Origin of the sequence: Lunatimonas salinarum, from assembly GCF_017811155.1 — a bacterium.
Lineage (GTDB): Bacteria > Bacteroidota > Bacteroidia > Cytophagales > Cyclobacteriaceae > Lunatimonas > Lunatimonas salinarum.
This window is the reverse complement of the sequence record NZ_JACVCV010000006.1, coordinates 46,229-58,828: the sequence shown is the minus strand read 5'-3', so window position 1 is coordinate 58,828 and position 12,600 is coordinate 46,229. Positions and strand designations below refer to the sequence as shown.

Sequence of the window (12,600 nt, the reverse complement as noted above, 5' to 3'; positions counted from 1 at the left end):
AGTGCCCATTAAACAAAAAAATAATGCACATTGTCCGGACCGACCTTTTTTACCTGCCAAATCTGGCATATTTTTGTTTGGTAAAAGATTTTGAGGAAATCCGTATCCCTCTGGAAGACAGATACGTTAAACAGACATATCGAAACCGCTGTGAAATTTTGCTTGCCAACAAGGTGGAAAAATTGAGTGTGCCGGTGAAGGGTGGAAAGAAAAACCACCGATTTGAGGCCGTTGAGATCGATTATGCACAAAAATGGCTGCACGTACACCTCAGGGGAATACAGAGTGCCTATGGTAAGGCGCCTTATTTTGAGTATCTATTCCCGGACCTGGAGGGCGTGTACAAAAAAAATCGCCGGTTTCTATGGGAACTAAACTTGGATTTACTGACAATTTGTCTTAGATTTCTAAACATTCGCGCCAATTTGGTCATGGAGGATGAATCGGGGCCATTTATTGAAGCAATGGACTTCAGAGGGGTCTTAGACACGAAAAAGGAGGGTTTGGAACTGGAATTTTACCATCCGGTGCCCTACACACAAGTCTTTGGCGTAGACTTTGTTCCTAATTTGAGCATCATCGATTTGTTGTTTTGCCAAGGTCCGGAAGCCAAATACATTTTAGACCAATCGGTAAAAAAGAAATTGAACAATACATAAAAGTATTGTGTTTTTAAAACAAATTCGATACTATTAAACAACGATTTGAAAAGCTGATAAGAAAGGATATAAATGGAAGCAAAATTTTCAAATAGAGTCAAAGAGGTAATCTCCCTCAGCAGAGAGGAAGCATTACGTCTAGGTCATGACTACATAGGCACGGAACACCTTCTGCTGGGCATGATTCGCGAAGGAGAAGGTGTAGCTGTTTCCATTCTGAAAAAACTGGGCGTAAACCTGGATGAATTGAGAAACGCCGTAGAACGGGCCGTCAAAGGTACCGCAAACCATACCGTAAAAAATCTGGCTAACATCCCCCTTACGCGGCAGTCTGAAAAAGTATTGAAAATCACTTACTTGGAAGCAAAGATTTTCAAGAGTCAGCTGATTGGTACGGAGCATTTGCTGCTGTCTATCCTTAGGGACGAAGACAACATCGCCACTCAAATCCTCCAAAAATTTGATGCGAACTACGATTCCGTAAAGGAAATGTTGGAATTTCAAACCGATCAATCTCCACGATCCGGTACAGAAGCGGACGACTCGGACGATGAAGGGTCCAAGTTGTTTGGATCCTCTGCCGGTTCTTCCTCCGGTGCGAAATCCGGTACGGCAGAGAAGTCCCGAACTCCGGTACTTGACAACTTTGGCCGAGACCTCACTCGCATGGCGGAGGAGGACAAGCTGGATCCCATCATTGGCCGGGAGAAGGAAATCGAGCGGGTGGCGCAGATACTATCAAGGAGAAAGAAAAACAACCCCATTCTTATCGGTGAACCGGGTGTGGGTAAAACCGCCATCGCAGAAGGTCTTGCGCTGCGGATCATCCAAAAGAAGGTATCCCGCGTGCTTTTTAACAAGCGTGTAGTTACCTTGGACTTGGCCTCCCTAGTGGCAGGCACCAAGTACCGTGGACAGTTTGAGGAACGCATGAAAGCTGTGATGAACGAGTTGGAAAAATCACCAAACGTCATTCTCTTTATCGATGAGCTTCATACCATCGTAGGTGCCGGTGGGGCAAGTGGCTCCTTGGATGCCTCGAACATGTTCAAGCCGGCTTTGGCTAGGGGTGAAATCCAGTGCATTGGCGCGACGACCCTAGATGAATACCGCCAATACATCGAAAAGGACGGCGCATTGGCTCGACGTTTTCAAATGGTAATGGTGGATGCCACCTCCCCGGAAGAAACCGTACAAATCCTGCAAAACATCAAAGACAAATACGAGGATCACCACAACGTGATCTATACACCTGAGGCCATTCAGGCGTGCGTGAATCTTTCAGACAGGTACATTTCAGACAGATTCCTCCCGGATAAAGCCATCGACATTTTGGATGAGGCAGGTGCGCGGGTACATATCAACAATATCCATGTGCCTGAAAACATCCTCAGCCTCGAAGAAGAGGTAGAAAAAATCAAAGTGGAGAAAAATCGGGTGGTGAAATCCCAAAAGTATGAAGAAGCAGCCCAACTCCGTGATCGTGAGAAAAAATTGCTGGAGCAACTGGAAAATGCGAAAGCAAAATGGGAGGAGGAAAGTAAAACAAAACGTTACATCGTAGAGGAGGACAACGTGGCCGAGGTGATCGCCATGATGACCGGTATTCCTGCCAAACGAATTGCCCAAAATGAAGGCGCAAAACTACTAAATATGGGTGCGGAGCTCAAAAACAAGGTAGTAGGGCAGGAAAGTGCCATCATCAAGCTCACTAAAGCGATTCAGCGTACAAGGGTAGGCCTTAAAGATCCAAAAAAACCAATAGGCTCCTTCATCTTCTTGGGACCTACCGGAGTGGGAAAGACTGAACTGGCCAAAATGTTGGCTACGTACCTGTTTGCTAAAGACGATGCATTGATACGAATAGACATGTCGGAGTACATGGAGAAATTCAGTGTATCTCGTTTGGTGGGAGCACCTCCCGGCTACGTGGGATACGAAGAAGGAGGCCAACTAACTGAAAAGGTACGAAGAAAGCCCTACTCAGTCGTTCTTCTGGATGAAATCGAGAAAGCCCACCCGGATGTATTCAACATTCTCTTGCAGGTGTTGGACGACGGTATCTTAACCGACGGTTTGGGACGCAGAGTAGACTTTAGAAATACCATCATCATCATGACTTCCAACATCGGTGTCAGGGATTTAAAGGATTTCGGTGCAGGCATCGGATTCTCATCCAAGGCAAAAGAGGAAAACATGGATGATGTCATGAAATCTACCATTCAGAGTGCCCTGAAAAAAGCATTTAGCCCAGAGTTTCTCAACCGATTGGACGATGTGGTCATCTTTAATAGTCTGAGCAAAGAACATATACATCAGATCATTGACATCAACTTGGCCAAGCTGTTCAAACGCATTACCGACTTGGGTTATGCCATCAAACTGACCGATAAGGCCAAGGATTTTCTATCTGAAAAAGGATATGACAAACAGTATGGTGCACGCCCACTTAACCGTGCCATACAAAAATACTTGGAAGATGCCATTGCCGAAGAAATTCTCAAGGGAGAGCTTTCCGAGGGAGATGTCATCACAGCGGATTACACCGGTGAAGGCGACGAATTGTCCATTAGTGTGGAACGAAAAGAAAAAGCTGACTAAAAATATCGGCTAATCCCATTAAAAGCGGAGCCTTTTGGTTCCGCTTTTTTTTATCTAAACGGCCTCAAGATGAAATCGAGCATGACGCAAGCGACACACACTGGGTTGCCCCGATAGCCATCCGGGTAACCGTGCGACCCGCCAGCCGGTAGGCAGGGATTCCATCCCGATAAACCGGTACAAGTTGTGACCGCTTAAAATCAATGATAAACAGATGAACCAGGGCTTGGCGTTTCCGCAGGTCATCGGGAATCCCTTGCTTAACAACAGGAAATCCTCCTATTACCCTTTAATTCAATAGCTTCCCGCATCAGACAGTACCTCGGTTGGGAAGGTAGTACCAGATTCGTTCATCTATCTTTACGAGTTGGAAAATAAACTACAGGCACATGCAATTCTACATCGACTTAATTTGGAAATTTCTTTTTGCCCTGTCAATTTTTCCCTTTTTGCTAGCAGAAAAGATACAGGAAAAATATGAAGTACGGATCGACCCTCAAGTAATTGACACCTTGTTTTCCCATCCCCAGACAATGGGAAAACTGGACAACAAGGAGATAGATGAGGCAAGTGGTTTGGCAGCTTCTTGGGAACACCCTAACCTGCTATATACACACAACGATAGCGGGGGAAAACCAAATGTTTACCTGATCGACTACAGCGGAAAAAACCTTGGAAACATAAAATTAAAAGGTGTGGACAACCGAGATTGGGAAGACATCGCCGTAGGACCAGGCCCTAAGCCAAGCACTTCCTACGTGTATGTAGGTGAAATCGGAGACAATCAAGGGAAATACGCCCATATCAGCCTCCTTCGGTTTCCGGAACCTTTGGAGATAAAAGAAGATATGGAAATTACACCAGAAGTGTTTCACCTAACCTATCCCGATGGCCCCAGAGATGCAGAAACGCTGATGATTGATCCGGAAAATGGAGACATTTTTATCTTATCGAAGCGGGACTCCAGCAATACCTTATACACCTTACCAGCCAACAAACTCACGGCAACCGGTCAAAAGCATGAATTGGAAAAAGTCCAAAAACTACCAATCACCATGTCTGTAGCGGGTGATATCTCCAAAGACGGTAGCCACATAGCCATAAAAAACTATTGGGTGATTTACTATTGGCCCAGATTGGAAAACGAGCATATTGCGCAAACCTTGGCCAAAGACCCTGTTCTTATACCCTATAAACCAGAACCGCAAGGGGAAGCTATCGCATTCCTGCCCGACGGTTCTGGTTATTTTACACTCAGCGAAAAACGGATGAGAATTGACCCGGTACTATACCGGTACAACCGGTTACCCTAACACCGCTGTTCCTAATGAAGGGATTTGATAACCACGGGTTGAATCTTTATTGTTTCCACCTCAATATCCCTTTCCAACGCATTGGTTTTAAAGTTTTCGATCACTTCCAGTACATCGTAATCGATCACCTTGGAATTCGACCCATCAATGACCACCTTCGAATCACTAGGAATTTTATTTAGTGCTGATATCAATGCCCCCTTGTTTAAGAAGCTCACCTCTTCAGAGAGCACAATGTGATACACTTCGGCATCCTCATCCTTACGCTCTTCATAGAAATAGGCATTCTTGTAATTTCTCATCAGAATGTATACGATGCCGATGGCCATACCGATACCGATGCCTTTAAGCAAATCGAACAATATGATCCCCATTATTGTAGCCACAAAGGGCAGAAACTGATCCCAACCTAGGCGGTACATGGTTTTGAAGAGGGAAATTTTAGCCAATTTGTAGCCTACCAAAAGCAGAATCGATGCCAGACTCGCTAAAGGGATTAGGTTAAGCAAATTGGGGATAATCAATACACTCAGGAGCAATAGCAGCCCATGAAATATCGCAGATACCTTTGACTTGGCACCTGAACTGACGTTAGCAGAGCTTCGCACGATAACCGCGGTCACCGGAAGGCCACCGATCATCCCATTTACCATATTCCCGACTCCCTGTGCAAACAATTCCTTGTTTGGAGGAGAGATACGCTTGTATTTATCAATTTTATCTGCTGCCTCAAGGCTAAGCAGCGTCTCCAAGCTGGCGATGATTCCAATCGTAATGGCCACCATCCATACCTCTGGATTTAAAAACCCAGCGGGATTCAAAAACATCAACTGGTCTACTAGGCTACTAATACCGGAAATCTCAGGTAATTTCACCTTGTCTTCCATGGTAATATATAAGTCCTCCACGAAAAATTTAAAGAACTTGTTTAGACCGATACTCGCCAATACCGCTACCAATGCCCCTGGCACTTTTCCCAATAGGGGGTGCTTTTGAATCATTGGCTTTTCCCATAGCAATAAAATCCCCATGGAGAGTAAAGCCACAAATAACGACCCGTACTCAATCACATTGGTAAAAAGCAACTTTAAAGACAAAACCGCATCGATATCATTCACGAATGGGGCATATTCCAAAAGTGTGTCGGTATCCGCGACACCAAAAGCATACGGAACCTGCTTAATAATCAGAATTATCCCAATACCGGCAAGCATCCCCTTGATGACCGACGTGGGAAAATAATAACCAATCACACCGGCTTTAGCCACTCCCAATGCGACCTGTATTGCGCCGGCCAAAAACACTGCAGTAAGAAACAAATCAAAAGCTCCCAAGTCTGTAATGGCGTTCAGTACAATTACCGTCAGCCCCGCCGCCGGTCCGGATACCGATGTGTGTGAACCCGACAATGATCCAACGACGATACCACCAATAATCCCAGCGATAACCCCGGAAAATAGCGGTGCGCCCGAAGCAAGGGCTATCCCCAAACACAATGGAAGAGCAACTAAAAAAACGACTAATCCCGATGGTAGATCTGCATCAAGGTTGGCTAGTAAACCCTTTCTATTAGGCATTATAAACTAAATTTAATTGGTAAAACAAAAGAAATCTATTCAGCTAGTCTCCCTTTCGATTCGAAAAAGAGGAAATCTATCCCAAAATTACACGCATTAACGGCAATATACCTAACCGACCAAATAAAAATGGCTTCTCGACATATATCTCGAAATGAGATTCCAGTTTTTGAAATAAACTAAAATTAACGGTGATTACACTAAAAACGTTTCACCTTTCGTATATTTTATTTTCCTGTGTAATTGAAAGGCGTGATTTTCAATAATTCCGCTTTAATTTCTACCCCCACCGAAAGGGAATGGATAAAGGCCTTGATGCGTTCTTCGGTAATGGGGGTATTGGTCCTGGTTAGATCCTTCAACGCCTCGTATGGCTTGGGGTACCCTTCCCTCCTCAATACGGTTTGGATCGCCTCAGCCACTACCGCCCAGTTTTCCTCCAGATCGGCATCCAATGCCGCCTTATTAAGCTCCAGCTTACCCAGTCCTTTGAGCAACGACTGAAAAGATATGCTCATATGGGCCAAGGGAACGCCGATCACCCGCAGTACCGTGCTATCTGTCAGGTCTCTCTGCAACCGACTGATAGGAAGTTTTGCCGCAAGGTGTTCAAGCAAGGCGTTTGCGATCCCAAGATTACCCTCCGCATTCTCAAAATCAATGGGGTTTACCTTATGGGGCATTGCCGAGGATCCTATCTCTCCTTCTTTAATCTTTTGCTTAAAATAATTCATCGCTACATACTGCCATATGTCCTTGGATAGGTCTAACAGGATAGTGTTGATTCGCTTGAGCCCATCAAAAAATGCCGCTAGATGATCATAATGTTCGATCTGTGTAGTTGGGTAGCTGCGGTGCAAATCCAGGTATTTAGCGACAAAATTGTCTGCAAACCCATGCCAATCATAACCCGGATACGCCACGAAATGGGCATTCATGTTACCCGTAGCGCCACCAAATTTACCGGAAAAGGGCACCTGTGAGAGTAGTCCAAGCTGCCCCTCCAGCCGAGCAACGAACACAGCAATCTCCTTTCCCAACCGCGTGGGCGAAGCAGGCTGTCCATGGGTTTTGGCCAACATGGGAATAGCCGACCACTCCTCTGCCCGGGTGCGAAGTGCTTCCAGCACCTCATTCAGCTCCATAAGAACGGAATCTCTCCATCCATCTCTCAACATCATGGGAATCGCTGTATTATTGATATCTTGAGAAGTAAGCCCAAAATGAATAAACTCCAAATGGCTTCCCAAACCAAGCTGCTCAAACCTAGATTTTAAAAAGTATTCAACAGCCTTTACATCGTGATTGGTGGTCCTTTCTATCTCCTTAATATACATCGCATCGGCCTCCGAAAAGTCCGTAGCCAATTTTCTTAATTGGGGAAAAATGGAATGATCGACCGCCTCTAGCTGGGGCAGCGGCATTTCACAAAGTGCAATGAAATATTCGATTTCAACTTTCACCCTATATTTGATTAGGGCAAACTCCGAAAAATAGCCTCTCAATGAGGCCGTTTTGCTCCCATAACGCCCGTCTATAGATGAAATTGCAGTCAAATGATTTAGTTCCATGATGTTGCCTTTGCTTCCCGTTAATAAAAGAAATGCAAAAATAGGTTTTTATTCCGAATTTACCGGCTACATCCAGTAACGACGACCGCCCATACTAAATCTAAATTGCTTATTTCGATATCCCTCTCAAACAAAAAGGCCACCTTCGGCTGACCCTATTACAGCCAACCAAAGGTCGCCCTTTGCCCATCTAAGATGTATTGAGGGGGCTCCATGCCCCCTAGCTAACACTCAATGAGTAGTCGCCAAACTAATAATTCGGGTAATTTCGAAGGAGCTGAAGACTTAGTCGGTTTTCCGTACCGGAAGCATTTTCCTGATAGCCGCGAAGCACCAGGGTGTAGATTCTTCCGGCCATAATGGAAATGTCATTGGCCGAAACGAGTTCTTCCTCTCCGGACTCCGCATCCAATATACGTAAAGTAAACCGGCCCGAATCGATCGCCTTATAAGCACTGACGTCTCCAAAGGCCTGATCTTCAAAAACCGCTTCAGTCTCCGAACCAACCAGAAGGTGTACCTGCGGCGCGTCCGGCGATAGATGTACCAAGCGAAGTAGTGCCTTTTCCGGCCCGGGATTCACCAACTCATCCTTTACAATAATTGGCTGAAACAAATCCTGCTGCTCAGCAAGAAAAACGGAATAAGCTTCGCTCGCCTTTAGATTCACCACAGTATCCAGCAAGCTGCTCGAAGTACCGGGATTACGGAATGAAAAGTTCCTTTCACCCGTGTAGAAATTCCCGTATTCAAAGTAGCTGCCAAATGTAAAAGGGTTGGTGTTATACACCCGACTATCAACGGTTATGGAAATCGGATCGGTCTGAGGTGATCCGTGATAAAAAGACACATACGCAATGGGTGTCACTTCCGTAAATTGCTGCTCATCCAGGCAGGAACTAGCGCCTATGCCCAATAGGAACCACATGAACAAATTCAACCCACTTTTCTTTAGGGTCTTAGGGCGATTATTAGATACAATCATCGTTGGATTTAGTTAGTTTTCTGCGCCAATACGAAGAAACCGCCCAAAACGCTACAACTAAAACCCGAAAAATATATTTTTTTACCAGAACCTTTGGTTGCTTGCCATGGTTTATGAAATGAAAGAATCGTGAACTGCAGGAAAAATTCCTAATTCTGTAAATAAACCGTAGGTTTGCGTATAAATCAGCATCGATCACCCTAATATACAGCCGGAATGCTTTTCAATCTATTTTCCAAAAACTCCAAAAATACCAGCGAAACCTCTCCCTATCTTACGCTAAAAGTAAGGGAAATCATAAAGGAAACTCCGGATGCTACTACGATCTATTTTGAGCAACCTGAACCGCATCTGGAATACAAACCAGGGCAGTTCCTCACCGTAATTGTAGAACTAAACGGAAAAGAGGAGCGTAGATCGTACAGCTTAAGTACCTCGCCATTCGTGGATCCCTTTCCGGGAATTACCGTAAAACGCCTCGATGGGGGCTTGGTATCCAATTACCTAAATGAGCACATCCGGCCGGGTAAAAAAATCACGGTGATGAAGCCCATGGGTAACTTTACTTGTGACTACCATTCCAAACACCAAAGAAACTATGGAATGATTGCTGCAGGAAGTGGCATTACCCCGGTTATGGGAATTACCAAATCCATTCTGATCAACGAACCGGCATCCAAGGTTAATCTTTTATATGGGAGCAGGGCAGAAGACCAAATCATCTTCAAACAGCGTTTAGAGGAACTTCAGAGGGAGTACCCAGGGCGTTTGGAAGTAACCCACCAGTTAAGTCAGCCTTCGGAATCTTGGCCCGGAAACAAAGGGCGAATAACCGCCGGATCGATAAAGACGTTTGCGGAGGGGATGCTCCATGAAGGCCCATCGGAAGGACTATTTTACCTTTGCGGACCCAATGAGTTAATGGAACTAGCGACCGAAACGTTGCAGAATTTGGGCATCGGCAAAGAACAGGTCCTATCGGAAAACTTCTATAAAGCGCCCGAGACGCAAAATGAATCACAGGTACTGGAATCTGCGCCGCTGCACAAGCAGGTGACTATCGTACTGGAAGGTGAAACCTACACATACGAGGTGGCTCCGGGAAAAACCATCCTAGAGGCAGGGCTGGATGAAAATATAGATATGCCTTACTCTTGTCAAAGCGGGTTGTGTACCGCCTGTAGAGGACGTTTGATTTCCGGAGAGGTTAGCATGATAGAGGATGCCGGCTTAAGTGAAAATGAAATCGCACAAGGCTATATCCTGTGTTGCTCGTCAAAACCGAAGTCGGGTGATATTAAAATTACCATCGAATAATTCAATCCATGAGTACACCCAATCTGTTAAAAAACGAATTTCGGGTACTGGAAAGAAATGTACTGATACTTACAGCAGTGCCGCTACCGCTATTTTCGTTTGCCTATCTATATACCACCGGTGGATCTATGAGCTTGGATTTGCCGGAGCTGCCCGTTTTTCTAAGTAGGGGCATGTTAGTTGTTGCCATCGGTCTATTGATCCTGCAGACTCTAACGTTTAACCGGCAGGTTCGTAAAGTCCGTGTGCAGGAAACCCCGATCCAAAGCAGAATAAAAGCGTATGCGGCGGCCTCCATCGCCCGGTTTTGGATGCTTTTCGCGGTCGGAATACTTTCATCCATCGGGCTTTTACTATCGGAAAAACCTGGATTTACCATTGCTTATGCCGTCTGTCTTTTATTCGTATCGCTCGGAAAACCAACCCCTGACCGTATTGCTAAAGCCTTAAAGCTAAAAGGAGAAGAGAAGGAACAGGTGTACGATATAAGGCGAAGGGATCCTTAAACTGACACCCATCCAATATTAATGATTGATTCGAAGTGAACCTGAGCGCATACTGCCCCGGATGGTTGTTTGAGACCCATTATCTATCTGCAAGGATTTTGTCCTAGAGACATCTCCCACCCGAAGTGACCCGCTACCCGCAGCCATATCGAAATTAAACTGCCGAAGGTCAGACACCGTTTCCACGTCAATATTCCCAGAGGAGCCCTGAAAAAACGTCTCCTCACCCAAGCCAGCCTTGCTGATTTTGACATTACCTGAAGATACCGTTACGCTTCCCAGTTCTCCTATTTGGTCTAGGCGGACATTTCCAGAAGAAATTTTCACCTGTACCAAACCACTCAATTTTTTACCCTTTAGCGACCCGCTGTTTGCACTGAGCGCTACGTTACCGGTCACATCAGAAAGATCCGCCTCACCCGAGGTGAGCGCACACTGTACATCTCCTTGCACCTCTTGCACTTCAATCTTCCCTGAATTTGCCTTCACTACCAAGCTACCATGTACCTGCTGAATTTTTATCATACCAGAATTTACGGTTAGCTTGGTCTCCGGAGAAATCACGTTTCTGACCGAAAGGAGACCTGCGGAATTTTTACCGTCAATCCGGATGTTTTCCGGACCCTCTAGGTGGATAAAGCGCCTTTCCTGGGGAGAAAATGACTTTGATTGGTTCTTATAGGCCAGTTTCAGGGTGTTGCCAAGGGTGACCATGAAAAAATTACGTACCCCATCCTCTGACTTCCCAAACATGGCACTTAGGCTCACGTCTTCCTTGCCCGACACACCAGTATACACAACATCCACCCCTCCGATGTCCATCTCCAGTACTTCAATCCCAGTAAAGCTTTTTTCAATTAACTCCTGAGCATACAACTGCGTGAAAAGGGCAAATAATACCCCCAATGCAACGCTTGTTTTAACTTTCTTCATCTGCTGGTTTCAATGTTTTATGATTCAATCTCATCCGTTCTGCCACCGAAACGGTGTTGTTCTACGTTTAAAACGTAATCCCAAACGCAACGGGCCTAAGTTCCGGCCCTAGGCCAGGATGAAACAATTGGGTAAAGTCATAGGTCGTGAAAAAGGTCACACTCCGAAACCCTATTTCCCCGCGAATGCCCGCCCGGAAGTTGTTGAGGTACGATCCTGCTCCTTTTTTTACCTTGCTTCTCCCGGAGCCTTCCAGTTCCCTATAAACAAATTTGCTGCGTCCCCCGAGACGGTATCCCGCATAAGGCCCTATGCCAACCCTCATGCCTTCTCTGCCTTTTCCCAGCTTTTTCCCAAAATCGTATTTCAGGAGGGTCATAGCGGTAAGATAAGAGGCAGAAATCTTGCTTTTAAACCCGTTCACATCGGGTCTAGGGAGAAAATCCACCCCTAACTCCGTCGCTCTAGGCTGAAATTGGGTGTTGTTGAATTTGAAATTGTACCAGTGCACCCCGAGTCCAAAATCCCAATAAGTGCCTTGTGAAATCTTTTGACTGGCCATCCAGTTAAGATTTACATTCCAGCTACCCCAGCCCTTTACAGAATACGGCTGGACGGGTGAAGGAATAGCCCCTTCCCCAAAATACGAGTTGATACCTAGATCGGTACTGAAATAGGTACGAAAATCGGGATCTTTCTCATCCTTAGGATCAGATTCTAGCTTCACTTTGGTTTTAGACCCCGATTCGTCCACAATCAACCGGTACCGCCCTACGGTCACTTCCGTCTCGCTGGGACCTTCATACACCCGGACGATCTCCTTCTTTCCGTCCCGATATTTGATTTCCACGACTGTCTGCTCACCCTCTCCCTCCGGAGGAGTCAGTTCCAGTTCACGGATGAGCTGATTTACATCCATCTGCTGCAGGCGCTCAAAGTCTTGAGGGTTGTCGATCACAAAGACGAGCTTTCCCGAACGCCCAAACTGTACGATAACACTGTCACTCATGACTTTGTCTTTTGACTCTCCCTGAAACGCAAACAATTGCTGGTACAACACCATTAGGATAATTGCTATTAGGTACTTTTTCATCTGTCTATAATTGTTTTTCAAAGGAAATATGGAATTCTGCCTACC

The 12,600-nt window shown here is 45.6% G+C and carries 10 protein-coding genes; 5 read left to right on the top strand and 5 right to left on the bottom strand.

What is annotated here, in order from left to right; all coding sequences use genetic code 11:
- Window positions 1–23 precede the first annotated feature (23 nt).
- The 3 genes from IAQ59_RS08730 to IAQ59_RS08720 all read left to right on the top strand — a co-directional run bounded on the left by IAQ59_RS08730 (window position 24) and on the right by IAQ59_RS08720 (window position 4,573).
- On the top strand, window positions 24–659 hold the full coding sequence (locus tag IAQ59_RS08730) for a WbqC family protein (protein WP_209330418.1): 636 nt from the start codon (window positions 24–26) through the stop codon (window positions 657–659).
- A 72-nt stretch (window positions 660–731) separates the two neighbouring features.
- Window positions 732–3,260 (top strand): ATP-dependent Clp protease ATP-binding subunit, encoded by a 2,529-nt coding sequence (locus IAQ59_RS08725; protein ID WP_209330417.1) that lies wholly within the window; start codon window positions 732–734, stop codon window positions 3,258–3,260.
- Between the two features lie 389 nt (window positions 3,261–3,649).
- Window positions 3,650–4,573 carry a hypothetical protein gene (locus IAQ59_RS08720; RefSeq protein ID WP_209330416.1) on the top strand — a complete coding sequence of 308 codons (924 nt, stop codon included), beginning with the start codon at window positions 3,650–3,652 and terminating at the stop codon, window positions 4,571–4,573.
- An 11-nt stretch (window positions 4,574–4,584) separates the two neighbouring features.
- On the opposite strand, the gene IAQ59_RS08715 is transcribed toward IAQ59_RS08720, so the two are convergent.
- The 3 genes from IAQ59_RS08715 to IAQ59_RS08705 form a co-directional block, all read right to left on the bottom strand.
- Entirely contained in the window at window positions 4,585–6,150 is a 1,566-nt protein-coding gene (locus IAQ59_RS08715) for a SulP family inorganic anion transporter (protein WP_209330415.1), read from the bottom strand.
- Window positions 6,151–6,377: 227 nt separating this feature from the next.
- Entirely contained in the window at window positions 6,378–7,721 is a 1,344-nt protein-coding gene (gene purB / locus IAQ59_RS08710; protein ID WP_209330414.1) for an adenylosuccinate lyase, read from the bottom strand.
- Between the two features lie 250 nt (window positions 7,722–7,971).
- Window positions 7,972–8,706 (bottom strand): DUF4397 domain-containing protein, encoded by a 735-nt coding sequence (locus tag IAQ59_RS08705; protein WP_209330413.1) that lies wholly within the window; start codon window positions 8,704–8,706, stop codon window positions 7,972–7,974.
- 216 nt (window positions 8,707–8,922) lie between these two features.
- Between IAQ59_RS08705 and IAQ59_RS08700 the strand changes: the two genes are divergently transcribed.
- Together IAQ59_RS08700 and IAQ59_RS08695 are read left to right on the top strand one after the other, a co-directional pair.
- Window positions 8,923–10,023: a ferredoxin--NADP reductase gene (locus IAQ59_RS08700; protein WP_209330412.1), complete on the top strand. Its 1,101-nt coding sequence runs from the start codon at window positions 8,923–8,925 to the stop codon at window positions 10,021–10,023.
- Window positions 10,024–10,031: 8 nt separating this feature from the next.
- Entirely contained in the window at window positions 10,032–10,529 is a 498-nt protein-coding gene (locus tag IAQ59_RS08695) for a hypothetical protein (RefSeq protein ID WP_209330411.1), read from the top strand.
- Between the two features lie 18 nt (window positions 10,530–10,547).
- Here IAQ59_RS08695 and IAQ59_RS08690 read toward each other — a convergent pair whose 3' ends face one another.
- Entirely contained in the window at window positions 10,548–11,462 is a 915-nt protein-coding gene (locus IAQ59_RS08690) for a DUF4097 family beta strand repeat-containing protein (RefSeq protein ID WP_209330410.1), read from the bottom strand.
- A 67-nt stretch (window positions 11,463–11,529) separates the two neighbouring features.
- Window positions 11,530–12,555, bottom strand: a complete 1,026-nt coding sequence (locus tag IAQ59_RS08685) for a PorT family protein (RefSeq protein ID WP_245189512.1) — start codon at window positions 12,553–12,555, stop codon at window positions 11,530–11,532.
- Window positions 12,556–12,600 lie beyond the last annotated feature (45 nt).